A 25,431-nucleotide genomic window follows, 5' to 3' on the forward strand; every position below is an offset into this window, starting at 1 on the left:
GCGCAGAGGATTTGGCAAGCCAGGGGATCCCGCTTGTCCATCGCAAAACAAACCTTATCGTAGTCGATGGCCTCTGGGCAGTCAAGGATTTTTCCTTGACAATGTTGAGGAAGGCTGCGATCACGGCGCCTCGCGCTTCGCCGGCGATGAGATGACCTTCAAGGCGAACCTCGGCAGCGCGAGCTGCCGGCGAAACCGCTTGGGCTCCGTGATGAGCCTGTACAGCCACTCCAGATTCATGCGCCGAAACGCCTCCGGGGCCCGACGCACGGTGCCGCCCCACACGTCGATGGAGCCGCCCACGCCCATGCCGACGAGCGGCGGCAGCTTGCCCATCACGTCTCGCAGGAACAGTTCCTGGCGCGGTTGCCCCATGCCCACGAGCAAAAGGTGCGGGCGAAACGCTCGGATCTCTTCGAGAATCCGCCCGAGATCCGGATGCTGAAAATACCCGTGATGCCCGGCAAACGCGTGCGCGGGGTACTGGGCCCGGAGTTGCTCCAGGCACGCGGCGAGCGACGCCTCGGTGGCCCCGAGCAGGTAAACCCTGAGCGGCTGATTGCGCCGCATGGCCTCCGACAACACCTGAGGCACGAGTTCCACGCCCGTCACGCGCTCGGGCACGGGGCGCCCCTGCCTGCGAGCCGCCCAGACGACGCCGATGCCGTCGGCGGTGACGAGATCGGCCGAATTGACGAGGCGAAGAAGCGCCTCCTGGCGCTGGCATTGCATGACAAATTCCGGCCCCGCCGTCACCACCAGGTGATGGCCGCCGTCCGCCGTCCAGAAGAGGATCTTCTCCACCGCTTCCGCCATCGTCACGCGGTGGAATCTGACGCCGAGCACGTCCACGACGTCCTTGGCAAATCCCTGCACAGCCACTGGCCTATGCCCCCATCGTTCGTTGAGGTGTTCCGCGCCTGTCGTGCCTCGCCCTCGCCCCGCTCACGACATGAGGCGCCGCACCGCAAGCTCGAGCGCGATGGCCACGAGGCTGATGGCCGTGCACGCGAGCATGACGCTGGCGATGACGAGGTGAACCACGCGCACCAACCGCGCTTTCAACGTTCCGCCTCCCGACCGAATCCAGTTGGCCACCATCATGGCCAGATTCGGGCGAGCCTAAACCTCCTCGGCGCCGTGGGGCTCGAGCCGCCGCTGATTCGCCGCGATCACGGCCGCGTTCAGGAGCAAAAGCGCCATGGTCACGTAGAACACCGACCGGATCCCGTACATCGCGGCGACCTGCCCGCCGATGAGCGGTCCGACGAGGTTGCCGAAGAAGGTCGCGCTCGAGTTGAGCCCATACGCGGTCGCCTGCTTGTCTTCTGGCGCGAGCTTGCGCACCAACGCCTGCAGCGACGGCAGCATGCCGCCGACAAAGAGTCCCAGCAGAAACCGGCCCAAAAGCAGAAGCCAGAGCGCGTGCGCGAGGGCCTGCGGCAAAAACGCGCAGGCGGCGCCGAAGAGCGCGAGCAACAGCACCCGCTGCTGTCCGACGCGATCGCCCACCCGGCCCAAGGTCGGCGTGCCGATGAGATTGGCAATGCCACTCGTCGCCACGACGAGACCCGCGGCAAGTGTGAGGTGCGCGCCGTGGTAGATGCTTCGGGTGAAGATGGTCACGATGGGCTCGATGCTCATCATGGCGAGCTGCGTCATGAAGGATCCGAGGAAGACCGGCCAAAGCCCAGCGAGGCTTTTCCAGGATCCCCGGACCTTCGCCCGCGCGCGGCGTGCTCCTTTCGGCTCGTGCACGAAGAGGAGCACGATGAGGCTCGCCAAAACGAGCATCGCGCCCGTGAAGAAGAAGCAGCCGCGAAAGCCCAGCCATTCGGCCAAGAGCCCCCCCACGAGCGGCCCGATGAGCGATCCGGCGATGTTGCCGGTCTGAAGCGTGCCGAGCGCGCGCCCAGCGTTCTCCGCCGGTGTCACCGAGGCCTGAAGCGAGATGGCCATGGCGATGAACCCGGAGAACACGCCGTTCACGAGCCGAAGGACCAAAAGCTGCCACGGGGCCCCGACGAGCCCCATGAGCGCCGTCATCACGCCCATGCCGAAGCCCGCGCGCAACAGCATGGGCTTGCGCCCATACCGGTCCGCGAGCGAGCCCCAGATGGGCTGAAACATGAACGAAGTCACGAACTGCGCGGAAAAGACCCAGCTCGACCAGTGATCGATGCTCCGCTCCGTGTGGAGCCCGAGCTCGGCCAGGTAGAGCGGGATGAACGGGATGATCTGGCTCATGCCGGCCGCGGCGCAGAAGTTCGCGCACCACAGGATGACGAGCGTCCGCCGCCAAGCCGTCATTCCATGCGCGCCCTCGCCGTGAGCGCCTCGACCAGCTTGTCCAACAGCTCGTCCCGCTCCGCTTCGCTCTTCGCGCGCACGCCGAAGTACATCTTCATCTTCGGCTCCGTGCCCGACGGGCGAATGGCCGCCCACTGACCGCCTTCAAAGATAAATTTCTGCACGTCGGAGACCGGCAGCGTCAAGGGCTCCACGCGATCCGTCCCCGGGAAGCGCCGCTCCCTCGCGAGATAGTCCTCCACGGCGACGAGCGCGAGCCCCGGCACCTCGAGCGGGCGCTCCCGCAGATCCTGAAGCGCGCGCTTCATGCGCTCCACGCCGTCGTGGCCCTCAAGCTCCACGTTGACGAGCTTGTCCCCGTACCAGCCGTACTGCTCGTACAGCGAGCGGAGCACATCCACCAACGTCCGGCCGTGCGCGAGGTGCCAGGCCGCCATCTCGGCGATGACGAGCGCGCCCTGCACGCCGTCCTTGTCGCGGACGATGGGCGACACGAGATACCCGTAGCTCTCCTCGTACCCGGCGAGCAGGCGATAGGTCCCGTCCGCCTCGTGGCGCGTGACGCGATCGCCGATGTACTTGAAGCCCGTGAGCGTCTCTTCGACGTGCACGCCGTACGATTCCGCGATGTGCTTGCCCATGTCGGACGTGACGATGGTCTTGAACACGATGGGCGGAAGGTGAAACCCGCCCGTGTCGCGATGCCGCTCGCACAGGTAGTGGACGATGAGCGCGCCCACCTGGTTTCCGGAGAGCAGCTGCATGCGCCCGGACGCGTCGCGAACGGCGATCCCGACGCGATCGCAGTCGGGGTCGTTGCCCATGACGAGGTGTGCGCCGACCTCCTCCGCGAGCTTCACGCCGAGCGAGAGCGCCTCCTGCTCCTCTGGATTCGGGCTCTTCACGGTCGAGAAATCGCCGTCCGGCTCGACCTGGGCCTCCACGAGATGGACGTTGGTGTAGCCCGCCGCGCGAAGCGCCTCGCGCACCGGGATGTTGCCCGTGCCGTGAAGCGGCGTGTAGACGATGGACAGGCGAGATCGCTCGTCGCCAAGGCGCGGATCCCGGACTTCGCGCACCACCGCCTCGACGTACTTCGCGCGAAGCGATGCCGGAATCATGACGAGGAGCCCGCGCGCCTCCGCCTCTTCCCGAGACAGATGCGGAACCGCGAACAGATCTTGTATCGTCTCCATGCGCGCCTTGATATCGCGCGCGTCGTCCTCGAGGATCTGCCCTCCGTGCTCGTTGTACACCTTGTAGCCGTTGTACTTGGGCGGGTTGTGGCTTGCGGTGACCATGACGCCCGCCGCGCAGCCGAGATCGCGAACGGCAAACGACAGCTCCGGCGTCGGGCAGACGACCGGCATCAGATGCGCCCGGATGCCGTACGCCGCGAGCGTCAGGGCCACCGTCTCGGCGAAGGTGGCGGAATTGTGCCGCACGTCGTACCCAATGGCCACGCCCCGCGCAGCCGCGTCCTCGCCAAAGCGCTCCTTCAGGTGAAGCGCCAGGCCGGCGGTGGCGCGCCGCACCGTGTACACGTTCATCCGGTTCAACCCCGCGCCCATGACGCCGCGAAGTCCCCCGGTGCCAAAGTCGAGATCCGCCCCGAAGCGATCCTCAATCTCCGCATCGTTTCCGCGGATGCGCTCGAGTTCCGCGCGGAGAGACTCAGGCAGATGCGGTTGTTGCAACCATTGTTCATACGCCTGCTGCGCCTTTGTCACCGTTTCCATCCCTCCCAAAGTCCGCGCGCCACGCGCGCGGCGGATTCACACGCCTCCGGTCACGTGGTTGAAGAACGTGAGAACTTCCGCAAAGGCCGATCTCGCCGCCCGCGGGTGGTACGACGCGCGCGTGTCGTTGAAGAACGCGTGGTGCGCGCCCTCGTACACGCGGTACTGGAAGTCCTTTCCCGCCTTCTTCATCTCCTCGGCAAACGCCGGAACCGCGTCCGTGATGCGCGGATCGAGCGAGGCGTAGAAGCCGCGCACCGGACACTGGATATTCGGAATGCGGTCCGCGCTCGGAGCCTGCCCGTAAAAAATGACCGCGCCCGCGAGCTTCGGATCGAGCGTCGCCAGCCTCGCGGACAGGCCGCCTCCCATGCAGAACCCAATGGAGACCACCGGTTGCCCTTTCGTCAAGGGATACGTGTCCCGCAAAAAGCTCGCTGCGGCCAGCAGCTGATCATGGTACGCGTCGAGATTCAAGCCGCCGAACAGCTGTCCAAAGGTGTGACGCACCGTCGTCCGCTCCGGCTCGGGCAGCGTCTCCAGGGCGCGATCGCGCTCGGCCGCGTCGTGCCACGCCTGAGGCGGCACCGAATCCAGAAACCGCTTCACCGCCTCGATGGCCTCCGGCTCGAGCCCTGGCTTGCGCTTCCCGCCTTCCGCGTACAGATCCGGCGCGAGCGCCACGTAGCCCGCGCGGGCGAACCGCTCCACGACGTCCTGGATGTGGTCGTCCACGCCCCAGATCTCCTGAAACACGATCACGGCCGGTTGCCCGTCCGACAGCCGATCATGGTGGGCCAAATAGCCCAGATACTGTCCGTTTTCGCCGTAGCGAACCCACTCCGTGTGCAGTGCCACGTTTGCCACCTCCACGGTTATTGTGTCACAGTGAGAGGAGAGGCTCAACATGGAAGCTTATGGATTCGACCATACAGAGGAGGTAAACGATGGAGACCACTGTGCGCACAGCCGCCGTGATCACCGTGAGCGACTCCGCGAGTCGAGGCGAGCGCCAGGACGAGAGCGGGCCGCTCCTCGTGTCGCTGCTCCGCGAGGCGGGATTTGAGGTGCGCCACGCCGTCGTTGTGCCGGACGATCGCGCCCGCATCGCCGCGCGCCTGCGCGCGCTCGCACTCGAAGGCGTGCATCTCGTCGCCACCACGGGCGGGACGGGCCTCGGTCCGCGCGACGTGACGCCGGAAGCCACGCGGGACGTGATCGAGCGGGAGATCCCGGGCATCGGCGAGGCGATGCGCGCCTCCGCCTGGCCCAACAAGCCGCACGCGATGCTCTCGCGCCAGACGGCTGGCATCCGGGGCCAGACGCTCATCGTCAACTTCCCGGGCAGCCCTCGCGCGGTGGAGGAGGGGTTTCGGGTGATTGCGCCCATCCTCCGCCACGCGCTCGATCTCGTCGCGGGCATCACCGAGCACCGGCCGAACTGAAGCGGCAAGGGGCGCGGGAGCGAGCGTCAGCCCTCGCGCGTGTACTCGCGCCCCATCTCCTCCGCGCGAACGGCCGCCCGCCGCACCGCCTCGACGATAGCCTCGTACACCCCGCGCGATTGCATCACCTCGACACCGGCGTGCGTGGTGCCGTTCGGCGAGGTCACGCGGCGGCGCAATTCGCTCGGGCTCAGGTCCCACTCGCGCAGGACGTGCGCCGTGCCGATGACGGTCTGCACCAAGAGCCGCCGCGCGAGCTCCGGGGCGAAGCCGAGTTCCACGGCCGCCTGCTCCATCGCCTCGAGGAGATAGCTGATGAACCCCGGACCGCTGCCCGAAAACGCGGTGGCGGCGTCCATCAGCCCCTCCTCAATCTCCACCACCTGCCCGAGGCCGGCCAGCATCTCGACGACGCGGCGAAGCTTGTCCCTTGGCACCGTGGGCGGCGCCGACAGCGCGATGGCGCCCTGCATCACCGCCACCGGCACGTTCGGCATGGTGCGGATGACGTACGGGTGACCTCCGGTCGCGCGCCGAATGGCGTCGATGGGGATGCCTGCGGCAAACGACAGAAGCACCTGATTCGACAGGTAGGGCCGCAGTTGTTTCAAAGCTTCCATCATGTCGTACGGCTTCACCGCGAGAATCACCAGATCCGTGTCCGCCGCCCGTGCCATCGAGTCGGCGGGCGTGATGCCATACCATTCGCTCAATTCCAACAACCGTTCGCGGCGCGATCGATTGCAGACGAAGATGTCCCGCGGGTCGATCACGCCCTCTTCCACGATGCCTTTGATAAACGACTCGGCCATCGAACCGGCTCCGAGGATGAAAAGCCGCTTCAACCCTCCACCTCCTGTGGGCGCGCGGTCATTGCGACCGGTCCACGTCCGTCAAAAACCGCACGGTTTCCCGAATGACCTCGGACTCCCAGTGCCGATTGTTGAACGTGTGATCCGCCTCTTCAATCAGATGAAGCCGCGCGCGTTCGCCGTAGACCTCGTTCTGGTACTTCAGCGACACCTCGTACGGGACGGCCTGATCCTCCATCCCGTGGATGATGAGCACCTTGCCGCGAAACGGCTTCGCCCGCTCGAATGCGTCAATCTGCTTCAGATCCTCGTACAGCCCGCGGCCCACGAGGTTCCCGCCGAGATCCACCACGTCGGCGTCGGCCGCCGCGCCGAGCGCCTCCGCCTGCTTCTCCGCGATGTCGGCCATGTTGCCCGCCGGCGCAAGCAGCACGAGCCTGTCCACCTTGTCCGGCTCGTCCCCGGCCACGATGGACGCCACGTAACCTCCCATGCTGAGGCCGATGAGGCTCACGCGGTCTGGGTCAATGCGGGGATCTCGCCGCACCCAGTCCAAAATCGCCTTCGCGTCTCGAATCTCCGAAGAAGCTGTCATGTCCTGAAACTCGCCGTCGGAGTCCCCGCTTCCGGCGAAATCGAAGCGAAACGCCGCCACCCCCTCGGCCTCGAGCGCGCGGCTCAACTTGACAAACAGCTGATGAGGTTCGATGTGTGTGCCCGTGAAGCCGTGAAACAGAATGGCGGCAGGCACGGGGCGGTTCGCTGCCTCGTCCGGCACGTGCTCCATGCCGCGAAGGACGAGACCGTCCACCTCGAGCTCGACGGCTCTCTGCATCCCAACACGCTCCCTTGGCGGAATCGCCATGGATTTCCCCGAATGGGACAGTTTCCGCACACCATGTTACCACGAAACGGCCGCCGGCGCTGGCGAAGATGGCTGCAAAAAATCCGTCGAGAAGACTTGACTTCCCGCGCAAGGCCGTGGTAATGTACTCAGTGCGCGCGGCGCAATCGAGTTCGATGCCGCGTCGGCGCAGGTCGCGGAGGGGTACCAAAGTGGCCAAATGGGGCGGACTGTAAATCCGTTGCGTAATGCTTCGCAGGTTCGAATCCTGCCCCCTCCACCAGCCCAACGCTTTGGCGTTGGGGTTTGCTTTACCTTCGTGTTCGTGTGGTGAGTGTGGCGAAGGGGTTAACGCACCGGATTGTGGTTCCGGCATGCATGGGTTCGAATCCCATCACTCACCCCAAATGCTGGGGAATAGCCAAGTGGTAAGGCAGCGGTTTTTGGTACCGCGATCGAAGGTTCGAATCCTTCTTCCCCAGCCATTCACGGCGCAACGAGGACGCGCCCTTCGGCGCCGCCGGGGGCGCGTCCTTTGTGGGGGTATAGCTCAGTTGGGAGAGCACCTGCCTTGCAAGCAGGGGGTCGTCGGTTCGAATCCGGCTACCTCCACCACACATTCCTCGATAGCTCAGCGGTAGAGCATCCGGCTGTTAACCGGAGGGTCGCAGGTTCGAATCCTGCTCGGGGAGCCAGCTCGGCCCCATGGTCAAGTGGTTAAGACACCACCCTTTCACGGTGGTAACGGGGGTTCGAATCCCCCTGGGGTCATTCGCGCCCAGGCTTGAAAGACGCCTGGGCGTCCGTTTCTCAAGCCGCAACCTTTCGACGCCACAGCCTTTCGGCTTTCGACGCGGGGTGGAGCAGTTGGCAGCTCGTCGGGCTCATAACCCGAAGGTCGCAGGTTCGAGTCCTGCCCCCGCAACCACGCGGCTCGGTAGCTCAGTCGGTAGAGCAGAGGACTGAAAATCCTCGTGTCGGCGGTTCGATTCCGTCCCGAGCCACCACCCTGTTCTCCCCTCACCGCCTCCGGATCAGGTTGTACGCAACAGGCCCTTCCGGCGTCTGCATGACGTCAAACGCGACGTGATCGCCCGGGCGCACGTGCCCCAGAGCGGCACAATCCGCGGCGTCAAACGGCAAATCCCATCCGCCTCGCACGCGAAGAACCCCTTGTCGGCCGTTCGGATGGACAAAACAAATGACGCCCCTCTGCACCTCATCACCACCTTCTTTTCCGGCGCGTGTCGTCTACAATATTCCCGTTCGAACACGCCTCATGTGGAGGAGGCCAGGCCATGAGCAAACCCACGGACCCGTCGGAAGCATGGGAGCGCTGCGTCGAGGCCGTGCGGGAGGCGGCGGACATCGCGTCGACCTTCGATGGCCGCCTGTCGCACGAGCCCATCGCCGGTGGCGTCAGGCTTCTCTTTTCACACCCCGGGCGGCCTGTCCGCGCGGTCGCCATCGCGGTGCACGAAACGAAAGACGGCGTGCGAATCACCGCGCGCGTCGAGGAGGACGAGGCAGAGGCTCTCTCCGTCTACGAGGGGCCGCCGAAGCCGGCGTCCGCGATGCAGGCGGCCATGCAGGCCATCGGGCGGTGGTACGGCGGCGAAGTGCGACGCGTCACCCACGGCTGAAGGCAACAGACCGCGCCGGATGTGCGCTGGTCCCGCCGCTTTGCGGCGCGGCGGGTATCCACACGCTTATTTTGCAACGCGCATCTCGCCGCGGAGCACGGTGACCGCATGACCGCCCACCCAAGCGCGCATCGGCGGGCCCGCCTCGACGCGCGCGAGGATGAGGCCCGGGCGCCCGAGATTGGCGCCCTGCTCAAACGCCATCTCGCCCGCCGGGACCACGCCGCGATCGGCCAGCAGACACGCGAGCGCGCCCGCCGCCGTGCCGGTGTGCGGATCTTCCGCGACGCCGACCGCAGGCGCGAAGTCTCGCGCCACGGCGACAGCCGACGGATCGGCCGGATCGAGTGCGTACACATGCACGCAGATGGCGCCGAGCCGCCTCGACACATCGCGCAGGCGCAACGTATCCGGCGTCAGGGCAAACAGGCGGTCGCGGGACTTCACGGGCACCATCACCTGCCAAATGCCGGTCGACGCCAGCGCAAACGGCAGCTCGCCCTGGATTTCGTCCTCGCGAAGCCCGAGCGCCTCCAACAGGGCCGCGCGGGCGTCGTCCGGCACCTCGCGGAACTTGGGCTCCGCCTGGCGCATCCAGACCGGCCCCTCCTCGTCAATTCGCATGGGCAAGATTCCCGCCCGCGTCTCCGCCACGATGTCGCCGACGATGTCCTGTCGCTCGCGCAGCAGATGGAGCGCGGCGATGGTCGCGTGTCCGCAGAGGTCCACCTCCGCCTCCGGCGTGTGGTACTGGAATCGGAACCTGCCCCGCTCGTACTGGACCACAAACGCCGTCTCCGAGCAGTTCATCTCGCGCGCGATGCGCTGGCGCAGATCGCGCGGCAAGTCCCCTCCGTCGATCACGACACCCGCAGGATTGCCCGAAAATGGCTCTTCGGTGAACGCATCCACCTGAAACACTTCGATCTCTCGCACCGCCTATCGCTCCTCGGTCACTTGTTTGAACGCCAGATCGAAAGGATCAGCAGAAAGAGCAGAAACAGGCCGACGGCCACGCCGACCTCGGTGGTGGGAAAGGACCAAAGTCCCGCAGGCGATTTCTTCAGCACCGTCGCGATGAGAAGCCCCGTCATGAAGATGCTGAACGCGAGCAGCGTGATGCTGAAGGACAGCCGGTTCCCGATGCGCACCAACTGCCGGGTGAGCGCGTCCAATTCAGCCATTTCGAGCTCGATGCGGATTTTTCCTTGTCGCCAGTGGCGCAGAATGTCGATCACGTGGCGCGGCACGTCGCTCAGAAACTCCAGCCCTTCGACGGCGCCGCGGGCGAGGTACGAGGCGAACTGGCGAGGCCGTGCGCGCTCTTTGAGCAGGGCGCGGCCGAACGGTTCTGCGATGTTGAGGATGCGGAAGGACGGATCGAGCCCCTCCACGACGCCCTCGATGGTCACGAGCGCCTTGCCGACGAGGGCGAGATCGGCGGGGATGCGGACGCGATGGCGGTAGGCGACGGCGAACAACTCGCTCACCGCCTCGCCCAGGCTGATCTGGGTCAGCGGAATCTCGTAATACTTTTCGCGCAGGTGGTCCACGTCGCGGTACAACCGGTGTTCGTCGATGTCGTGCGGCACCACGCCCATCCGATTGAGCACGCGGAGAATGGCGCGCGTGTCCCGGCGCATCAGCGCGATGACGAGCCCGGCCAGATGCTGCTTCATGTCGGCCGACAGCCGGCCCACCATGCCGAAGTCCATGAACAGGATGCTGTGATCCGGCAGCACCGCCAGATTGCCCGGATGCGGGTCCGCGTGAAACACGCCGTGCACGAGCATCTGCGTGAGCACGGCGTGCGTCACGCGCCGGGCGATCTCGTCCGTCCGGTATCCCTTTGCGATGAGCTCATCCCGGTGCTGGAGCTTGATGCCCCGCACGTACTCCATCGTCAGGACGCGCGGGGTCGTGTACTCCCAGTAAATCTCCGGAATCCGGACATACGAATCGCCCTCGTGGACGCGCCGCAGGCGATCCGCGTTGTGCGCCTCGACGGTGTAATTGAGCTCGTTCAGGAGCGTGTGACGGAATTCCTCGACCACGCCCGTCAGCTCGTAGTACGCGGCCCATTCGAAGTGTCGCTCGGCCAGCCGGGCGAGGTCCATGAGGATGTCGAGATCGATCTCAATTTTCCGCCGAATATCCGGGCGCTGAACCTTGACCGCCACCTCGTCTCCGTTCTGGAGCTCCGCGCGGTGCACCTGGCCGATGGACGCCGAACCGACCGGCTCCTCATCGAACGCTCGGAAGACCTCGTCGAGCGGCTGGCCGAGCTCGTCTTCCACAATCTTTCGAACCTCAGCGAACGCCACGGGGGGCACGTCGTCCTGGAGCTTGGCAAGCTGCTCGATGAGCTCGGGCGGAAACACGTCCGCGCGCAGGCTGGCGATTTGACCCAGCTTGACGAACGTCGGCCCGAGCTTCTCGAGCACCACCCGGACGCGCTCGTAGGTCGAGAGCGACTCCCGATCCTCGCGCCCCGAGAACAGCCGGCGAGGAAGCGAAAGCAGGTCGAAGAGCCCTATCTCGTCGATGAACCAGCCGAAGCCGTTGGCGACCAAGATCTGCGCGATATCTTTGTAGCGAGACAGATGGCGCACCCGTCTGCCGAGCATGTGTCCTCCGACCATGGTCTACTCCTTTGCGGCGAAAAGACGAAAAGAAAGATTGCGCCAACGCGCCGGCGCTCACGCCTGCGGCTCGCCGGAGTTGCCCAGCCGTGACTCGAGTTCCGCCACGCGCGCGTCCAGCCGCTCGATCATCGCCCGAAGCTGCCGGATCTCGGCCCGCAGCGCCTCCTGATCCTCCCGAATGCCGAGCCTCGTCAGCGTGCGCTGCACGCTCTCCTGGATGGAGTTCTGAAATTCCGCGCGCTCCTTCTCCCCGCGCTCCACCAGTTCCTGAACGAATTCCTTGGTCTGTTGGGGCGTCATGCGCTTCTCCTCGGCCCACTGCCTGGCGGCCTCGGCGATCTTCTCGCTGCTGTACGTGATGAGCCCAATGCCTAAGTCCACCATCTTGCGGAACTGATCTTCGACGTCCATCTCCTGCACCTCCACAGACACGCTTTTCCTCACCAGGGTTTCTCTTAAGTGTACCACGCGAACCTCGCGTTCGCTTCGAAAAGCTGCCTATCTTTCGCCTCTTCCGTCATATGCTCGAAGCGCCTCGATCTCGCCCTCCGTCAGCCGCCGGTACTCGCCCGGCTTCAGGGCCGGGTCGAGCGACAAGGGGCCCATGCTGATGCGTTTCAGGAAGGTCACGCGCTTGCCGAGCGAGGCGAACATCCGCTTCACCTGGTGGTATTTGCCCTCGTACACCTGGATGATGGCCTCCGACTCCGCGCCGGATCGCAAAATCTCAAGCTCGGCGGGCATCGCCTTGTACCCGTCGTCGAGCACCACGCCCTCGGCGAGCGCCCGCGCGTCACCTTCCCCAAGCGCGCCCCGCACGCGGACAAAGTAGCGCTTGGGTACGTGGCGCTTCGGCGCAAGCAGGCGATGGGCGAGCGGGCCGTCGTTCGTGAGCAAGAGGAGCCCCTCGGCGTCCTTGTCGAGGCGCCCGACGGGAAACACGTCCCGCCAGATGTCCTCCTCGTCCAACAGCTCGATCACGACGGGATCACGCGGGTCCTCGGTGCTGGACACGTAACCAGGCGGCTTGTACATCATGAAGTAGACGAGAGGCTCGTAGGGCACCAACTCGCCGTCCACCTCGAGCACGTCCACAGCCGGATCCGCGTGCTTGGCGGCATCTTTCACCGTTTCGCCGTTCAGGCGCACGCGGCCCGCGCGGCAAAGCTTTTTTGCCTCGCTGCGCGTTCCGTATCCGGCCGTGGTCAACCATTTGTCCACTCGGATCGATGCCATCATCCTGCCCCCATCGTATCGCTCTGCGCGAGCGGGTTGTGTCCTGCACTAGAAGCGGTACAATAAGATTAGCTCGTTCGCTTGGTGCGAACGGAAAGCGAGGTGTTGGCCATGCATGTGGCGACCATCGTCCTCATCGCGCTGTTGGCCGTCGTGGCTGTGTTTCTCGGCGTGATCGCGTTCGTCGCGCTCACGGTGTGGTGGACGTTCAAACCCATCCTGGACGCGCTCGGCAAGATTGCCCTCGCGCTCGATCTCGGCCGTTTTCTCTACCGCCACAACCGCAGGCAGGTCTTTCGCCGCGCACGGTATCACGAATAACAGAGAAGCGTTCGGCGCGCCCTACGGCGCGCTTTTTTCGTCCTCGCTCGAGGTCAGCCACCTGACAACCGCACGCGCCTCGTCCTCGATTTTCTTCACGCACCGCAAGGGATCCGCATCGTGCACAAGCTTCCCGTTCACGTACGCGAAGGCGCGCACCTGACAGAGGCCGCAGGTGTTGGTGCAATCCGTCTCCAGGACCGTCGCGCCTGGCACGCGCCGCTCCGTCTCGCCAAGCCACGCGCCAGCAAGCCGGTTGTTGGCACAGACCTCGATCACCACGAGCCCCTCCATGGGCCTTCCCTCCCGACGTATCCCCAAGTCCATTGTACACCTGTGCGCCGCCCCTCCGCGCGATAGACCTGACCCCTGCATACGCTCTGCCTCGTGCAAAGCGCGCTCCAATGAAAATTCAAGGTCGCCATGGAACACTGCGGATGAAGCCGAGATCGCAGGAGGTTAGACCATGACGCCAGATGACAAAAAGCTTGCCAAGCTGGCGCGCGAGCGAAAGATGCATCGCTGGCTCACGACCTTGTCCTGGTCCGTGCCCGCCCTTTCGTTTGGGGGCATGTTCACCATATGGCACACCATCGCGAAGGGCCCCGCGTCCACCGTGTCCAAGCCCCGGCCCAGTCAGTCTATTCACTCGAGTGCCACAAACGTGACCTCGGCGAGTGGCCGGACCACCGTTCGGACTGCGGCGGCCGCGGATCCCGTGGTGCTCCAGCAGGGTGACAAGGGCAGCAAGGTGGCCGCCCTCCAACAGTCCTTGTCGGCCCTTGGCTTCTTCAACTACGCCATCACAGGAACCTATGGCCCCATCACGGCGGCGGCCGTCGAAGCCTTCCAGGCCGCGGAAGGGCTGACGCCCACCGGCGCCGTCGACGAGCGCACGCTCACGGCCTTGCAACACGCCGTGAAGGCGCACGCCACGAACGCGTTGACAGGCAGCGGTTCATCCAGCAGCGGTTCATCCAGCAGCGGTTCATCCAGCAGCGGTTCATCCAGCAGCGGTTCATCCAGCAGCGGTTCATCCAGCAGCGGTTCATCCAGCAGCGGTTCATCCAGCAGCGGTTCATCCAGCAGCGGTTCATCCAGCAGCGGTTCATCCAGCAGCGGTTCGTCCAGCAGCGGTTCGTCCAGCAGCGGTTCGTCCAGCAGCGGTTCGTCCAGCGGAGGTGGCAGCGCCATGCCCAGTTTTCCGGGACCGGTGACTTCCGCATCCTGAGGTGAATGTCATGCAGTCCACCGCGTTTCGCGCCATGGGCACCGACGTCGAGCTGTTCGTCGACGACTGGCTGACCGGCCCCGAACTCTCGAGCCTCGCCTGCCAACTCGAGGCTTCCATTCGGCGCTACGAGCGGATCTTCTCTCGGTTCGATCCGGCAAGCCATCTCTTGCGCCTCAACCGACAGGCGGGATCGTGGGTGATGGTCCCTGCCGAGCTCGACGAGGTGCTGAAGCTCGCGGCCCAGTGGTTTGAGCAGACCCGCGGCTATTTTGACCCGTTTATCGGCGAGGACATGCGCCGCATGGGCTACAGCGTGACCTTTGATCAGCTTGACGTCACCGTCGAGCCTATCCTCGCCTCCACGCGCGTGCCGCCTATGAAACCGCCCGTCGAATTCGGCACCGGCCCCGCCGTGCGGCTCCAACCCGGCTACGAGGTCGATCTCGGCGGGATCGCCAAGGGCTTCATCGTCGCGCGCTGCGCGGAGGAGCTTCGCGCCCAGGGCCTCCGCAATTTCGCGCTATCCGCGGGCGGCGACGTTCAGGTGATGAGCGACGGCGAGCCCTGGCCCGTCCGCGTGGCAAATCCGTTCGGCGGCGCGGAACCGATTGGTACGCTGGCGGTGAAGCGGGGCGGCGTCGCGACGAGCGGCACGTACAAGCGCCGGTGGCAAACCCCATCCGGCCGGGTGATGCACCACCTCATCGATCCCTTCACCGGGCTGCCGGCCGACACCGATGCGCTGTCCGTGTCGGTTTGCGCCGATGAACTCACGACCGCCGAGGTGCTGGCCAAGGTCGCCCTGCTCCTCGGGTCGGACCGGGGCACGCAGTATCTTTGTGCCGCGCGCGAGGCGGGCATCTGTTCTTCCTTTCTCATCGCGACCACGAAAGGAGATGTGATTCCATGCAATTGATGGCGAAGCCGCAGCGATGGCCGTTCTTGTACACGTGGATCGTGATCCTCGGGATGGTCTTCGCGTCGTATGCGCTCACGGCCCTGACGAATCCGGCGCCCGCGAGCGCCAACCTGACCCACTGGTACATGGCGCGATCCGCGGGGATGACGGCGTACCTGCTCCTGTCGCTCACGGCGTTCCTCGGTGTCACCACGACGAGCGGCGTATGGGACAAGCTGAAGCTCAGGAAGCTCGTGACGCAACTGCATCAGTTTTCCGCGATGCTCGTGCTCCCGTTTGTGTTCTTCCACCTGTGGGGCCTATACGAGGATAAGACCGTCCCCTTTTCGATCTCGTCTCTCTTCGTCCCGTTCGCGGACACCTATCGGCCCGCCGCCGTCGCACTCGGCATCCTGAGTTTGTACACCTGGGTGCTGCTCGTCCTGACATCCTATTTTCGAGAGCGACTGAACGCGACGGCGTGGCGCCGGATTCACCTGCTCGCGTTCCCGATGTTCGCGGCGGTGACGCTGCACGGCCTGGCGGCCGGATCCGACAGCCACACCGCCTGGGCGAAGCTCGTGTACGCGGTGCCGAGCGCGCTCATCCTCGCCGCGTCTATCGCGCGTTGGCGAAAGGCGAGATCGAAGAAAACAGCGCGGCAGCCGTCGGCAGCATAGCAACTCATCCACCGATTCGCGCCACGCTGTCTCGCGAGACCAGTTCGACCGGAATGGTGATGACGCGCGGGGGGCGATTCGGATTCTGCATGAGATCAAGCAGTTCGCGCGCCGCCTCCTCGCCCATGGCGCGCGTGTTCTGCCGAATCGTCGTCAAGGAGGGCGTCACGAGCCGGGCAATGGCCACGTCGTCGAAACCCACGAGGGAGATGTCCCGCCCCGGCTCGAGGCCCCTTTGGCGCAGTGCCTTCATCGCGCCGATGGCCATCATGTCCGAAGCGAAAAAGACGGCGGTCGGCCACTCGCGCGCCTCGAGAATCCGGTGCATGGCCTCTTCGCCCGACTCCTCCATGAAATCTCCCTCCGCGACCCACTCGCTTCGAAACGTAAGCCCTAACTCCTGCATGGCCATGTGATAGCCGAGCGCGCGATCCTGCCCCGGCTTGGTCCCGTAGCGATCCCCGACAAAGCCGATCTTGGTGTGCCCCATGGCGGCGAGGTGCTCGACGGCGAGCCTCGCCCCGCCGACATTGTCGGACGACAGCCAGCTCGCCCTCGGGCCGAACAGGTCGAGATCGACCGACACGATGGGAATGCGGCTGCGGACAAGTGAAGGAAGTCCCGGCGACGTGCGCGGAATGCCGAGCAAGAACAGGCCGTCCACGCCGCGATGGCGGGCCCGCGCCTCAAAACCCTGGGGCGCGTTGGGAGGTGTGGTCCGGGAGAAGAAGAGGAGATCGTAGCCGCTTTCGCCGACGACGTCCTGGAAGCTGGCGACGATGTCGTGGAGGAACGGATGCCGAAAACCCATTCGGGCGTCGTCTTGAAAGAACACGCCGATGGACATGGAGCGGCGCGTGACGAGACCGCGGGCCGCCGCGTTCGGTTGATACCCCAATTCGCGCGTGATGCGCTGCACCTTCTCGCGGGTCTTTTGACTCACGTCGGGATAGCCGTTCAGCACCTTGGACACCGTGGTGGCGGACACGCCAGCCCGGCGCGCGATATCGTAGATTGTGGTCATGGGACAACACCTTTTCCCGCGGCCCAACCACCGCGACGTTATCGTCTCGAAAGCGTTTTCGAAAACCCTACACGAACGCTCACACGAGAGATCTCATCGCCTATTGTACGTAGGCGCATCCAAGGCCGCAAGAGGTGAAGGGCGGATCGAAAGCCGAGGACAAGTTTCGACCTCTGTCCCGTTTCATGGCGCTTCGCCCGGACGGCGAGCAACTCGTTCGAAACACGCTTCGTCGTTCAGTTTGTTTTCGCGCCGGATTCGAAAATCCCAAACGATTTGAAAGCGTTGCCGCAAAGTGATATGAATCATAGCGTGAGGACAACCGCAAAGGAGTGTGGTCTCAAGTGCAGTACACGTCGCTCGGCCGATCCGGCCTCAAGGTGAGCAGGCTCTGTCTTGGCACTATGAACTTCGGACCCGAGACGGAGGAGAAAGAGGCGTTCCGGATCATGGACGCCGCGCTCGACGCAGGCATCAACTTTTTTGATACGGCCAACGTGTACGGCGGGCCGGGCCATCGCGGCTGGACGGAGGAGATCATCGGCCGCTGGTTCGCGCAGGGCGGCGGTCGCCGCGAGCGCGTCGTTTTGGCCACGAAAGTGTACAACCCCATGGAGGACCCGCTCGACGGACCCAACGACGGCCGCGGCCTGTCCGCATACAAGATTCGCCGCCACCTCGAGGGATCGCTCCGGCGTCTCCAGACCGATCACATCGAGCTGTACCAAATGCATCACGTGGACCTCTCGGTCTCGTGGGACGAACTGTGGGAGGCGTTTGAGGTCGCTCGGTATCAGGGGAAGATCGACTACGTGGGCGCGTCCAACTTCGCGGGATGGCACCTCGCGGTGGCACAGGCGGCGGCCAAGGCGCGCAACTTCTTCGGCCTCGTCTCGGAGCAGCACAAATACCACCTGCTCTGCCGCGAGCCGGAGCTCGAGGTGTTGCCCTGCGCACAGGCGCACGGCATCGGCGTCATTCCGTGGAGCCCGCTCGCCGGAGGTCTCCTCGGGCGCAACGCGCTGACGGGATCTGGACAGCGCACGGCGCGCGCGAAAGAAGAGATCGAGCGGCTGCGGCCGAAACTGGAGGCGTTCAAGAAGCTGTGCGACGAGATCGGCGAACCGCAGGACGTCGTGGCCCTCGCGTGGCTGTTGCACAATCCGGCTGTGACGGCGCCGATCATCGGCCCGCGCACGCTGGATCAACTAGAGGCCAACCTGCGCGCGCTCGAAGTGAAACTGGACGACGAAGTGCTCAAACGCCTGGACGAGATCTTCCCGGGTCCTGGTGGTCCTGCGCCCGAGGCGTACGCCTGGTGAGCCACGAGGTGTGGGCAAGGGCGCGGCGCTCTTGCCCGCCCTCATTCTCCCTCAAACCCACTTCCCCAACATTTGCGCCGCCCAACTCACGCGCTCGATGCCATGAGTCACAAGCAGGATCCCCATGAGCACAAGCAGATAACCGCTCACCCGCGAGATCCACACGCTGTACCGAGCCATCCCGCGCAGGCGGCCGAGAGACGCGAATGCGCCCGCGATGGCGAGAAACGGTATCGAGAAGCCGATGACATACGCTGCGATGAGCGGAAGGCCAAGCGCGGCGTGCGTCGCCGTGAGCACGAGCACGGAGGACAGAATGGGTCCGATGCAAGGCGTCCATCCGGCCGCGAATGTCAGGCCGACGAGAAATAAGCCAAGGTAGCTGACTCGCCTGCTGTGACCGTGCAACTTCCATTCACGCATCAGAAGCGATGGCTTGACCACTCCCGCCAACACCAGACCCATGCCGATGACCAGGAAACCGCCCGCGACGCGAAGGATGCCCCGATACTGGATGAACGCGCGGCCCAAGGCGCTCGCGGATAGGCCAAGCGCGAAGAAAATGACAGAGAAACCCAGAACAAAGAACAGCGCGTGAGAAAACACACGTATGCGGGCCTGCCACGTGAGGAGCTGCTCGTCGGCCGGGCGGAGCGAAACGCCGGACAGATAGGACAGGTACGATGGGTAAAGCGGCAGGACACAAGGCGAGAAGAAGGAAACCAGCCCAGCTACGAACGAGATCCAAACGGTCGGTGTCATGGCGCCTCCTCGTTCCTTCCGCGCCCTGCGCCGCCATCAGCGGCTCGCGAGGGCCTGTTCCACGGCGGCCCGAAGCTCCGACGCGGAGAGCGCACCCACATGGATAGAAACCACCTTGCCTGCTTTGCTGATGACGTAGGTCATGGGTTCGGCAATCACACTGTAGGCGCGATCGAAATCTCCCTGCGTGTCGAAGAGAACGGGGTATGGGATCTGATAGCGGCGGACGAACGCCTCAGCAGCCGGGACGCTATCGAGCGAGGTCAGGTTGACCCCGAGAAACTGGACTTCAGACCCGTAGGTCCGGTACATCGAGACGAATTGGGGCGTCTCTTCGTGACACGGCGGACACCATGACGCCCAAGCGTTGAGGACCACCGGTTTCTTCCCCAGGTAGGCGGACAGCCACACGCGCTTGCCGCTCGACTCCGCCGTGAGAAGCACATCCGGCGCCAAAGCGCCGGGCACAAGCACCTGCCCGCCGGTCATGGACGCGACGTCGTTCGCGGAACGATGGGCCGCGCCGGAAGTCCCGTTTCGCGTCACGGCGGAGTCTCGCGACCCGGCATGCGCCAAAGCGAGCTGCGAGGACTGAAACCCACAACCGGTGAGGCCGAACGACAGCGCCAGGATCGTCGCCAGAAAACGCCACGCCCCACTTCTCATGTGCATCCCCCGCCTTCCACACCTGTTCTCCATCTGTACCTTACCTCCTAGGGTATCATAGAAGCGTGAGGAAATGTGCCTCGCGGGAAACCAACGCGACAGGTTTCGTAGGCGCCCATGCGTCCGGTATGATCACAGAACAGAGACCGTTGGAAACGCACAAGCGCGTACCCAGGGAGGAAGTCATGAAGCCGAAGCGTATCCTTGCGTGGGCCGCGATGGTCCTATGGGCCGCTAGCGCGGTGGGCTGCGGGACGCCGCATCTCGCGAAGCCCGCGGCGCCCCCGCGTTCGACCGTGCCCAGCAGTTCGCCGGTCATCATCGCGGAGGCACAGCTCAGTCCTCTTTCCAAGAGCGCGATCAATGTATCGGCGACGCTGGTTGTGAATCGAGAGAATCAGACGCTCACGGTGTCGGTCGACGCCGTGCACCTGGCGCCCAACCGCCGGTACGGCGTGAAGCTCATCGCCACCTCAGGCGCTCCGGGCCCGTCCCGGGCGCTCGGGACCTTCCAGGCTGACGCGCACGGCGAAGCCGCGTACATGGCCGTTGTGCAGCAGGTTACAAGCATTCCGGCTTCCGGCTGGCAGGTCGAACTCACGTCCGGCTCGGACGTGCTGGCCGCCGGAGACGTGCACCTGGTGCCCATGAGCGGCCAGCTGCCGAAAAGCCTGCCCACGAATTGACCCCGTGCGCCCGGATTCCGCACGCCGCGGCTCACAGCGCCCCGACGGCGGTGAGAAACGCCCGCGCGATGACGAGGTGGCCGTTCAAATAGGGATGCACGCGATCCGGCGCCAACACCCAGGTGTTGAGGTGCGCGAGAAGGCGATCGAACTCGGCCTGCACGTCGACAAACGGGACGTGTTCGCTCGCCGCCACGTCGCGCATCGCCTCGATATACGCGTCCACCGTCTTTCGCATCGGATCGCTCCGATTGGGCTCGAGGTAAAACGGGCTCAGGAGAAACATCTCGCGCACGCGCGGCTTCGTTGTCGCAACGAGATGTCGCAACGTGTCCCGGTACTCGTCGATCCCGACGTGGCGCTCGACGACGAGCGGCATGTCGAACTGGCGCCACACGTCGTTCACGCCGATCATGAGGCTCACGTAGTCTGGCTGAAGTGCCATCACATCGTCCTCCCAACGCCGCGCCACGTCTGCCACCGTGTTGCCGCTCGTGCCCACGTTCACCACCCGGATGCGCCAGTCGGGGTGAAGCACTTGCAGATGCGCGTCCACAAGGGCGACGTAGCCGTTTCCGAGCCCACCGCGCGGCGCCTCGCCCACCGGATGCGCCCTGCCGCAGTCGGTGATGGAATCCCCCACCATCACAAGCTTAGACCCTGGTTCGATCACGTCCTCTCCTCCCTCCGCGTCATTGTAGCACACGCCGGCGCGCACGGACGGCCGCGTGGGCGGCGTTGGCCGCGAGCAGGCCGATGAAGGGGTACGCGAGCCCGCTCACCGCGAGGTAGAGGGCGGCCGAGAGTCCCGCCGCCATGGCGCCAAACGCCAACTGCTCAGGAAGGCGCGACGGGGAGGTCGGCGGATCGCTCACCATGAAGCCCGCCGCGAAGAGCGTCGAGTTGAGGATGGGATTGTGAAACGCGTCGGCCCCCAGGGCGCTCTGCATCAAGCCGGCGACGAAGCAGATGGCGAGAAACGACGCCACATACGCGAAGAACGACGCAAACTTCCGGGCTCGCCAAAGCACCACGTACATCAAGGCGACAAGGACGACGACATAGGCCGGGTCGAGCGCGGCGAGATCGCCCCACCAGCTCTCGCTCGCGCCCGCGGCCGCGGCGAGGAGGAGACCCACGGCGGCTGGGTTCAAGACGTGCCGATGTCGGACGCGAATCCCGTGTTTGGAGGCGATGGAGACGGCGGCGACCGCCGGGGCGAGCCACAGCGGGCTGTCCGCGGAGAGCACCATGCCCACGATGGCGCCCGTGACGAGCGCCCCATCCGGGATCGCGAGGCGAAGGCCGCGGGCGCGTCGGAGGGCGAGATCGCACAGGGCCGCAGCGGCCGTGGCCATCGCCATTTGAAGCAGCCCGCGCGGCGCTCGGCCAAAGATGGCCGCGACAAAGCCGAGCACCCAGAGCGCCACGGCGCAGACAGGCTTCGGCCGCCGCAACAGCGCGCGGAGGCGCCGCCACGGCCACCGCGCTGCCACGTCACGCGAGAACACCGGTTCCCCACTCCCTCGTCTCGACGGATGTGCCGTCCTCGTACCACACCTTCGCCTGCCCGCCAGCGTCCTCGCACAGCGGCTCGATCTCGTCAGGCTCGACCAGCATGCAGGCGGTGGCGAGGCCGTCCGCCATCATGGCGTAAGGTGCGACGGCGGTCGCCGCCAGGGCCCGGGCTCGTCCGCCGCGCGGCTGCCAGAGATGAGATGCTCCATTCGGACCTCGGCGCGCGTAGAGCCCCGACGAACACACGCTCCCCGAAGACAGGTTGAGCACCATGGGGCGGAACCCCGGCATCTCGTGTCGGACCGCGATCTCCCACGGCGATCCGCCCGGCCCGAGTCCAAACACGGCGAGATCCCCGCCCGCGTTGACCAACGCGCCGTCGAGGCTGACGCCGCGAAGCCGCGCAAGGGCGAGATCGACCGCGTAGCCCTTCGCCACGGCGCCGAGATCGAGGAGCAGGGGGCGGCGCGTTCGCACGGCCATGCGCGCCGGGTCGAGCTCCAGGTCTCGAAACGTCGCGTCCGGCGAACACTCGGGCAAAGAAAGTCGCTCGCCCGTCTGATAATCCCGGTCAAAGCCGAGCGCGGCCAGGCGATGGCCGCAGGCCGGATCGAAGCGGCCGCCTGTCCATTCGGCGAGCCACAGCGCAGCCTGCAGCGGATACCAGACGTGCGGCGACACACGCACCCATGCTCCGGGCTCAGCGGCGATGCGGGCGACATCGCTGTCCGGGCGAAACCGCGTCGCCGCCGACTCCACCTCGTAGAAGACGCCCACCGCATCGTCGAGCGCCTGCGCCAGTTCGCGCTCGCTCACGCCCTCTCGCCAACCGGCCAGCTCGATGCGCGTGTCCATCGCCACGTAGGCGCGGCGCACGTAAGCCATGCTGCTCACCCCGCATACGCCGGATTTTTCGCCTGATGGAGGGCTTGCTGCACGGCGAGCGCGAAGGCAAACGAGGACAAGGTGGCGCCTGAGACGAAGCGGACGTCGGCCGACTGCGCCTTGACCACCTCGTCGGGCAGGACGGGATCGATGTCGCTCTGCGGATAATGCGTGTCGCAGCGGGTGATGACGACCTTGGCGATCCGCCCACCGGCGATGGTGACCTCCACGTCGATGGTGCCGATTTGGTCGGAACCGGAGCCACGATAGACGCCGTCCAGATACCGCTCTGATGGCGCCTCGCCTCTCGCTTCGCCCGCGTGCCCCCGCGGCGAAGTCGGCGCCGACCCCGGCAGCGTGCGATCCGCGTACGGCTCCGTGATGACGTAGCCGGCGCCGTACATGGCCGCGATGGCCGCGGTGCAGATGGCGACGAGCGGTGCGCGACCCAACTTTCCCACGGACATGGCCTCCTTCGTCAAGCCTCTGTCCGCAGTATAGCCGTTCTCGCAGAAAGACGAATGGAGCCAGCCCGGGCTGGCTCCGATCATTCATCCTTTGTTCACTCCTCCGCGCACGCGCCACGGTTGTACCCGAGCACGAGGTACGTCCGCCCGTCCACCTCGGACACCTCCTGGTACCCGTGCGTCAGGAGCGTGTACACGGCGTCGCGGGCGAGATCGCCCCGATGGATGTCCGGCGCACCTGCGCTCTTGACCACCCGTACCACGCGGTTGGTGCGCTTGTCGATGGTGAGAACCACGACATTCTCCATGCCTCTCACCTCGCTTCCAGAGTGCGGTGTGTCCGCGCGGACATCGTATCATGTGCGATGCGAGACGTGCGCGGCATGGACAAAAGGTCCGCCAGGCGCAAAAAGGGGCCCCGGCCGCGCATGAGCCGCGGCGGGACCCGCTCCCATCCACAGGCGAAGGGCCGATGCGCGTGGTCGCGATCGGCCCTCTCAGCGATTCACTCGATCTCATCCGGGACGATGGTCGCTCGAAGATCGCGCAGGTGCCCATCCGGCGTGTACAGGATGGCATCGGCCGTTCCGGCCTGGTATGCGTCCCGCACCTGCGCTTTCGTGAGGCTGAGTCCGTCGCTCGCTTCCTCGAGCCACGGGGCCTCGCTTTCTGGCGCGCGTCGTTCATGGCGCTCTGCCATCCGCCATCCCCCCGTCCATCGAACGTGATCGCCAAGTGTAGTGTGCCTCGAATGGCATCAGGCATGCGCGCGATTCGCCTGAACCTTCGCCTGCTGCTCCATGAGCTTGGCGTGCGGAGGCAAGAACCAGGCGATCACGACGATGGCAAGGCTCACGCAGAACATGGCGAGGAAGATCTCGTGCAGCGTGTGCGCGAGCATGCCGTCCACGAATCGCTTCACCGCGGCCGGAATGCCGGCCGCCTGTCCGCCGCCGGACAGGTTGTTGAGGATCTGCGTGAGATCACCTCGATTCACGCCTGTTGGGGCGTTGGTGCGCACGTAGCTCGACGTGATGCTGTTGAACAGGCTGCCGAACACCGTCACGCCGATGGTCTGCCCGAGCGCTCGCGCGAACTGGTTCGATCCCGTCGCGGCGCCGCGCATCTGCCAGCTCACCACGGACTGGATCATGACCGTGGTGGGCGTGTTCAGGTATCCCATGCCGAGGCCCATGACGATCATGACACCGACGAAGAACCAGTACGGCGTGCCGAGCTTGATGGCAAGGAGCCACGCGGCAGCCACAGCCACAAGCAGGGTCCCGATGACCGTGGTCCGCTTGGCGCCGATGCGGTACATGTATCGCCCGGACAGGGTGGACGCGAGCGGCCACGCGAGCGACATGGGCATGAGCGTCAGACCGGAGTTGGTCGCGCTGTGGCCGAGGATGGTCTGAATCCACATGGGCAGGTACACGTTACCGCCGATGAGCACGAACGCGGCCAAAAACGCGAGCACGTCCGAGACGGCGATCACGGGATTGGAGAGCAACTTGAGCGGCAGCATGGGCTCGGCGACCTTGGCCTCAATCCACACGAACACCGCAAGAAAGACGGCGCTCGCGGCAAACAGCCCGAGGATGACCGCGCTCGTCCACGCGTACTTGCTGCCGCCGTTCAGGAGCGCGTAGAGCAGCGACGAGACGCCGATGGTGAAGACCAAGGCGCCCCAGACGTCCACGCGGTGCTGGCGGCGCTCAAACCGCTCGTGCAGGAAGAGAAGCACCAGGACGAGCGAGAGGGCGCCGACGGGCACGTTGATGTAGAAGATCCAGCGCCAGCTGACGTGATCGACAAACAGGCCGCCCACCAAGGGGCCGAGAAGTCCCGCGACGCCCCAGACGGAGCTGAACAAGCCCTGCATGCGGGCGCGCTCCTCGCCCTGAAAGATGTCGCCGATGATGGTGAACGTCACGGGCATGACCGCGCCGGCCCCGAGCCCCTGAAAGGCCCGGAACCAGACGAGCTCCGCCATGTTCTGCGACAGGCCGGACAGCGCGGATCCGACGACGAACAGCACGACGCCGATGCAGAAGATGGTCTTGCGGCCGAAGACATCGGCCAGTTTGCCGTAGATGGGCGTCGTCACGCACGTGGTCAGCGTGTAGATGGCGAAGACCCAACTGTATAAGTTCAAACCGTGCAACTGGCGGACGATGTGCGGCATCGCCGTGCTCACGACGGTGACGTCGATGGCGACCAAAAACACCGCGAGCATCATCGCCAGAGAAACCATGCGCCTGTTGGTGTGATGCATCCTCACGCCCTCCCCC

The 25,431-nt window shown here is 65.3% G+C and carries 30 protein-coding genes and 8 tRNA genes; 16 read left to right on the forward strand and 22 right to left on the reverse strand.

Features of this window, described 5'->3' with window-relative positions; translation table 11 throughout:
- Positions 1–120: 120 nt before the first annotated feature.
- From AACI_RS12730 to AACI_RS12745, 4 genes are all read right to left on the reverse strand, one after another.
- A complete protein-coding gene (locus AACI_RS12730; RefSeq protein WP_012811817.1) occupies positions 121–882 on the reverse strand; it encodes a WecB/TagA/CpsF family glycosyltransferase in 762 nt (253 codons plus the stop codon).
- A 240-nt stretch (positions 883–1,122) separates the two neighbouring features.
- Positions 1,123–2,310 carry an MFS transporter gene (locus tag AACI_RS12735; protein ID WP_012811819.1) on the reverse strand — a complete coding sequence of 396 codons (1,188 nt, stop codon included), beginning with the start codon at positions 2,308–2,310 and terminating at the stop codon, positions 1,123–1,125.
- A complete protein-coding gene (locus AACI_RS12740) occupies positions 2,307–4,049 on the reverse strand; it encodes a phospho-sugar mutase (protein WP_245530621.1) in 1,743 nt (580 codons plus the stop codon). The genes AACI_RS12735 and AACI_RS12740 overlap by 4 nt, the downstream gene beginning before the upstream one ends.
- 36 nt (positions 4,050–4,085) lie before the next feature.
- Positions 4,086–4,907 carry a dienelactone hydrolase family protein gene (locus tag AACI_RS12745; protein WP_012811821.1) on the reverse strand — a complete coding sequence of 274 codons (822 nt, stop codon included), beginning with the start codon at positions 4,905–4,907 and terminating at the stop codon, positions 4,086–4,088.
- Positions 4,908–4,996: 89 nt separating this feature from the next.
- On the opposite strand from AACI_RS12745, the gene AACI_RS12750 reads away from it, so the two are divergent.
- Entirely contained in the window at positions 4,997–5,494 is a 498-nt protein-coding gene (locus AACI_RS12750) for a MogA/MoaB family molybdenum cofactor biosynthesis protein (protein ID WP_012811822.1), read from the forward strand.
- Between the two features lie 26 nt (positions 5,495–5,520).
- On the opposite strand, the gene proC is transcribed toward AACI_RS12750, so the two are convergent.
- Together proC and AACI_RS12760 are read right to left on the reverse strand one after the other, a co-directional pair.
- Positions 5,521–6,339, reverse strand: a complete 819-nt coding sequence (gene proC, locus AACI_RS12755) for a pyrroline-5-carboxylate reductase (RefSeq protein ID WP_012811823.1) — start codon at positions 6,337–6,339, stop codon at positions 5,521–5,523.
- A 25-nt stretch (positions 6,340–6,364) separates the two neighbouring features.
- A complete protein-coding gene (locus tag AACI_RS12760) occupies positions 6,365–7,141 on the reverse strand; it encodes an alpha/beta hydrolase family protein (protein WP_012811824.1) in 777 nt (258 codons plus the stop codon).
- A 207-nt stretch (positions 7,142–7,348) separates the two neighbouring features.
- Here AACI_RS12760 and AACI_RS12765 point away from each other — a divergent pair.
- The 8 genes from AACI_RS12765 to AACI_RS12800 all read left to right on the forward strand — a co-directional run bounded on the left by AACI_RS12765 (position 7,349) and on the right by AACI_RS12800 (position 8,157).
- Positions 7,349–7,433: transfer RNA gene (locus AACI_RS12765), tRNA-Tyr, on the forward strand.
- Between the two features lie 47 nt (positions 7,434–7,480).
- Positions 7,481–7,556 (forward strand) — tRNA-His (locus tag AACI_RS12770).
- Positions 7,557–7,561: 5 nt separating this feature from the next.
- Positions 7,562–7,635: transfer RNA gene (locus tag AACI_RS12775), tRNA-Gln, on the forward strand.
- A 54-nt stretch (positions 7,636–7,689) separates the two neighbouring features.
- Positions 7,690–7,765, forward strand: a tRNA-Ala gene (locus tag AACI_RS12780).
- 5 nt (positions 7,766–7,770) lie between these two features.
- Positions 7,771–7,845: transfer RNA gene (locus AACI_RS12785), tRNA-Asn, on the forward strand.
- A gap of 4 nt (positions 7,846–7,849) precedes the next feature.
- Positions 7,850–7,921 (forward strand) — tRNA-Glu (locus AACI_RS12790).
- Between the two features lie 81 nt (positions 7,922–8,002).
- Positions 8,003–8,078 (forward strand) — tRNA-Met (locus tag AACI_RS12795).
- Positions 8,079–8,081: 3 nt separating this feature from the next.
- Positions 8,082–8,157 (forward strand) — tRNA-Phe (locus AACI_RS12800).
- Positions 8,158–8,170: 13 nt separating this feature from the next.
- Here the strand turns inward: AACI_RS12800 and AACI_RS12805 are convergent.
- Positions 8,171–8,368 (reverse strand): hypothetical protein, encoded by a 198-nt coding sequence (locus AACI_RS12805; protein ID WP_012811825.1) that lies wholly within the window; start codon positions 8,366–8,368, stop codon positions 8,171–8,173.
- Positions 8,369–8,448: 80 nt separating this feature from the next.
- On the opposite strand from AACI_RS12805, the gene AACI_RS12810 reads away from it, so the two are divergent.
- A complete protein-coding gene (locus AACI_RS12810) occupies positions 8,449–8,793 on the forward strand; it encodes a hypothetical protein (RefSeq protein WP_012811826.1) in 345 nt (114 codons plus the stop codon).
- Positions 8,794–8,859: 66 nt separating this feature from the next.
- On the opposite strand, the gene AACI_RS12815 is transcribed toward AACI_RS12810, so the two are convergent.
- The 4 genes from AACI_RS12815 to AACI_RS12830 are packed head-to-tail and all read right to left on the reverse strand — an operon-like array spanning position 8,860 to position 12,674.
- Positions 8,860–9,729 (reverse strand): PhzF family phenazine biosynthesis protein, encoded by an 870-nt coding sequence (locus AACI_RS12815; RefSeq protein WP_012811827.1) that lies wholly within the window; start codon positions 9,727–9,729, stop codon positions 8,860–8,862.
- A gap of 17 nt (positions 9,730–9,746) precedes the next feature.
- On the reverse strand, positions 9,747–11,435 hold the full coding sequence (locus AACI_RS12820) for an ABC1 kinase family protein (RefSeq protein ID WP_012811828.1): 1,689 nt from the start codon (positions 11,433–11,435) through the stop codon (positions 9,747–9,749).
- 57 nt (positions 11,436–11,492) lie between these two features.
- On the reverse strand, positions 11,493–11,882 hold the full coding sequence (locus tag AACI_RS12825) for a phasin family protein (protein ID WP_245530622.1): 390 nt from the start codon (positions 11,880–11,882) through the stop codon (positions 11,493–11,495).
- 54 nt (positions 11,883–11,936) lie between these two features.
- Positions 11,937–12,674 (reverse strand): pseudouridine synthase, encoded by a 738-nt coding sequence (locus AACI_RS12830; RefSeq protein ID WP_012811830.1) that lies wholly within the window; start codon positions 12,672–12,674, stop codon positions 11,937–11,939.
- Positions 12,675–12,758: 84 nt separating this feature from the next.
- Here AACI_RS12830 and AACI_RS12835 point away from each other — a divergent pair, with 84 nt between their 5' ends.
- Positions 12,759–12,995 (forward strand): hypothetical protein, encoded by a 237-nt coding sequence (locus AACI_RS12835; protein WP_245530804.1) that lies wholly within the window; start codon positions 12,759–12,761, stop codon positions 12,993–12,995.
- A 21-nt stretch (positions 12,996–13,016) separates the two neighbouring features.
- Here AACI_RS12835 and AACI_RS12840 read toward each other — a convergent pair whose 3' ends face one another.
- Positions 13,017–13,289, reverse strand: coding sequence for a DUF1450 domain-containing protein (locus AACI_RS12840; RefSeq protein WP_012811832.1), 273 nt, complete (start codon positions 13,287–13,289; stop codon positions 13,017–13,019).
- 277 nt (positions 13,290–13,566) lie between these two features.
- On the opposite strand from AACI_RS12840, the gene AACI_RS16065 reads away from it, so the two are divergent.
- Genes AACI_RS16065 through AACI_RS12855 form a run of 3 tightly spaced genes read left to right on the forward strand, consistent with a single transcriptional unit; the run spans position 13,567 to position 15,807 of the window.
- Positions 13,567–14,226, forward strand: a complete 660-nt coding sequence (locus AACI_RS16065; protein WP_245530805.1) for a peptidoglycan-binding domain-containing protein — start codon at positions 13,567–13,569, stop codon at positions 14,224–14,226.
- A gap of 10 nt (positions 14,227–14,236) precedes the next feature.
- Entirely contained in the window at positions 14,237–15,145 is a 909-nt protein-coding gene (locus AACI_RS12850; protein WP_012811834.1) for an FAD:protein FMN transferase, read from the forward strand.
- Entirely contained in the window at positions 15,136–15,807 is a 672-nt protein-coding gene (locus AACI_RS12855) for a ferric reductase-like transmembrane domain-containing protein (protein WP_012811835.1), read from the forward strand. The genes AACI_RS12850 and AACI_RS12855 overlap by 10 nt, the downstream gene beginning before the upstream one ends.
- A 4-nt stretch (positions 15,808–15,811) precedes the next feature.
- On the opposite strand, the gene AACI_RS12860 is transcribed toward AACI_RS12855, so the two are convergent.
- Positions 15,812–16,831, reverse strand: coding sequence for a LacI family DNA-binding transcriptional regulator (locus tag AACI_RS12860; protein ID WP_012811836.1), 1,020 nt, complete (start codon positions 16,829–16,831; stop codon positions 15,812–15,814).
- A 344-nt stretch (positions 16,832–17,175) separates the two neighbouring features.
- Between AACI_RS12860 and AACI_RS12865 the strand changes: the two genes are divergently transcribed.
- On the forward strand, positions 17,176–18,153 hold the full coding sequence (locus tag AACI_RS12865; RefSeq protein ID WP_012811837.1) for an aldo/keto reductase: 978 nt from the start codon (positions 17,176–17,178) through the stop codon (positions 18,151–18,153).
- 51 nt (positions 18,154–18,204) lie between these two features.
- On the opposite strand, the gene AACI_RS12870 is transcribed toward AACI_RS12865, so the two are convergent.
- Entirely contained in the window at positions 18,205–18,915 is a 711-nt protein-coding gene (locus AACI_RS12870; RefSeq protein WP_012811838.1) for a cytochrome c biogenesis CcdA family protein, read from the reverse strand.
- Between the two features lie 36 nt (positions 18,916–18,951).
- Positions 18,952–19,581 (reverse strand): TlpA family protein disulfide reductase, encoded by a 630-nt coding sequence (locus AACI_RS12875; RefSeq protein ID WP_245530623.1) that lies wholly within the window; start codon positions 19,579–19,581, stop codon positions 18,952–18,954.
- A gap of 185 nt (positions 19,582–19,766) precedes the next feature.
- On the opposite strand from AACI_RS12875, the gene AACI_RS12880 reads away from it, so the two are divergent.
- Positions 19,767–20,267 carry a hypothetical protein gene (locus tag AACI_RS12880; protein WP_012811840.1) on the forward strand — a complete coding sequence of 167 codons (501 nt, stop codon included), beginning with the start codon at positions 19,767–19,769 and terminating at the stop codon, positions 20,265–20,267.
- A 31-nt stretch (positions 20,268–20,298) separates the two neighbouring features.
- Here the strand turns inward: AACI_RS12880 and AACI_RS12885 are convergent, their stop codons facing one another.
- From AACI_RS12885 to AACI_RS12915, 7 genes are all read right to left on the reverse strand, one after another.
- Positions 20,299–20,940, reverse strand: a complete 642-nt coding sequence (locus AACI_RS12885; RefSeq protein ID WP_012811841.1) for an SGNH/GDSL hydrolase family protein — start codon at positions 20,938–20,940, stop codon at positions 20,299–20,301.
- A gap of 19 nt (positions 20,941–20,959) precedes the next feature.
- Positions 20,960–21,778 carry an RnfABCDGE type electron transport complex subunit D gene (locus AACI_RS12890; protein WP_012811842.1) on the reverse strand — a complete coding sequence of 273 codons (819 nt, stop codon included), beginning with the start codon at positions 21,776–21,778 and terminating at the stop codon, positions 20,960–20,962.
- Positions 21,765–22,670 carry an FAD:protein FMN transferase gene (locus tag AACI_RS12895; protein WP_245530624.1) on the reverse strand — a complete coding sequence of 302 codons (906 nt, stop codon included), beginning with the start codon at positions 22,668–22,670 and terminating at the stop codon, positions 21,765–21,767. The genes AACI_RS12890 and AACI_RS12895 overlap by 14 nt, the downstream gene beginning before the upstream one ends.
- A 5-nt stretch (positions 22,671–22,675) precedes the next feature.
- Positions 22,676–23,137, reverse strand: a complete 462-nt coding sequence (locus tag AACI_RS12900; protein ID WP_245530625.1) for an FMN-binding protein — start codon at positions 23,135–23,137, stop codon at positions 22,676–22,678.
- Between the two features lie 95 nt (positions 23,138–23,232).
- A complete protein-coding gene (locus AACI_RS12905; RefSeq protein ID WP_012811845.1) occupies positions 23,233–23,445 on the reverse strand; it encodes a hypothetical protein in 213 nt (70 codons plus the stop codon).
- Between the two features lie 197 nt (positions 23,446–23,642).
- Positions 23,643–23,837 (reverse strand): hypothetical protein, encoded by a 195-nt coding sequence (locus tag AACI_RS12910; RefSeq protein ID WP_008339287.1) that lies wholly within the window; start codon positions 23,835–23,837, stop codon positions 23,643–23,645.
- 57 nt (positions 23,838–23,894) lie between these two features.
- Positions 23,895–25,415 carry an MDR family MFS transporter gene (locus AACI_RS12915; protein WP_012811846.1) on the reverse strand — a complete coding sequence of 507 codons (1,521 nt, stop codon included), beginning with the start codon at positions 25,413–25,415 and terminating at the stop codon, positions 23,895–23,897.
- Positions 25,416–25,431: the final 16 nt, after the last annotated feature.

This window comes from Alicyclobacillus acidocaldarius subsp. acidocaldarius DSM 446, from assembly GCF_000024285.1.
Classification (GTDB): domain Bacteria; phylum Bacillota; class Bacilli; order Alicyclobacillales; family Alicyclobacillaceae; genus Alicyclobacillus; species Alicyclobacillus acidocaldarius.

Coding starts and splice junctions, on each gene's coding strand:
- AACI_RS12900 (WP_245530625.1), bottom strand. CDS start 23,137: ATGTCCGTGGGAAAGTTGGGTCGCGCACCGCTCGTCGCCATCTGCACC.
- AACI_RS12910 (WP_008339287.1), bottom strand. CDS start 23,837: ATGGCAGAGCGCCATGAACGACGCGCGCCAGAAAGCGAGGCCCCGTGG.
- AACI_RS12740 (WP_245530621.1), bottom strand. CDS start 4,049: ATGGAAACGGTGACAAAGGCGCAGCAGGCGTATGAACAATGGTTGCAA.
- AACI_RS12895 (WP_245530624.1), bottom strand. CDS start 22,670: ATGGCTTACGTGCGCCGCGCCTACGTGGCGATGGACACGCGCATCGAG.
- AACI_RS12850 (WP_012811834.1), top strand. CDS start 14,237: ATGCAGTCCACCGCGTTTCGCGCCATGGGCACCGACGTCGAGCTGTTC.
- AACI_RS12870 (WP_012811838.1), bottom strand. CDS start 18,915: ATGACACCGACCGTTTGGATCTCGTTCGTAGCTGGGCTGGTTTCCTTC.
- AACI_RS12915 (WP_012811846.1), bottom strand. CDS start 25,415: ATGCATCACACCAACAGGCGCATGGTTTCTCTGGCGATGATGCTCGCG.
- AACI_RS12735 (WP_012811819.1), bottom strand. CDS start 2,310: ATGACGGCTTGGCGGCGGACGCTCGTCATCCTGTGGTGCGCGAACTTC.
- AACI_RS12750 (WP_012811822.1), top strand. CDS start 4,997: ATGGAGACCACTGTGCGCACAGCCGCCGTGATCACCGTGAGCGACTCC.
- AACI_RS12820 (WP_012811828.1), bottom strand. CDS start 11,435: ATGGTCGGAGGACACATGCTCGGCAGACGGGTGCGCCATCTGTCTCGC.
- AACI_RS12875 (WP_245530623.1), bottom strand. CDS start 19,581: ATGAGAAGTGGGGCGTGGCGTTTTCTGGCGACGATCCTGGCGCTGTCG.
- AACI_RS12860 (WP_012811836.1), bottom strand. CDS start 16,831: ATGACCACAATCTACGATATCGCGCGCCGGGCTGGCGTGTCCGCCACC.
- AACI_RS12905 (WP_012811845.1), bottom strand. CDS start 23,445: ATGGAGAATGTCGTGGTTCTCACCATCGACAAGCGCACCAACCGCGTG.
- AACI_RS12855 (WP_012811835.1), top strand. CDS start 15,136: ATGCAATTGATGGCGAAGCCGCAGCGATGGCCGTTCTTGTACACGTGG.
- AACI_RS12880 (WP_012811840.1), top strand. CDS start 19,767: ATGAAGCCGAAGCGTATCCTTGCGTGGGCCGCGATGGTCCTATGGGCC.
- AACI_RS12810 (WP_012811826.1), top strand. CDS start 8,449: ATGAGCAAACCCACGGACCCGTCGGAAGCATGGGAGCGCTGCGTCGAG.
- AACI_RS12830 (WP_012811830.1), bottom strand. CDS start 12,674: ATGGCATCGATCCGAGTGGACAAATGGTTGACCACGGCCGGATACGGA.
- AACI_RS12760 (WP_012811824.1), bottom strand. CDS start 7,141: ATGCAGAGAGCCGTCGAGCTCGAGGTGGACGGTCTCGTCCTTCGCGGC.
- AACI_RS12840 (WP_012811832.1), bottom strand. CDS start 13,289: ATGGAGGGGCTCGTGGTGATCGAGGTCTGTGCCAACAACCGGCTTGCT.
- AACI_RS16065 (WP_245530805.1), top strand. CDS start 13,567: ATGTTCACCATATGGCACACCATCGCGAAGGGCCCCGCGTCCACCGTG.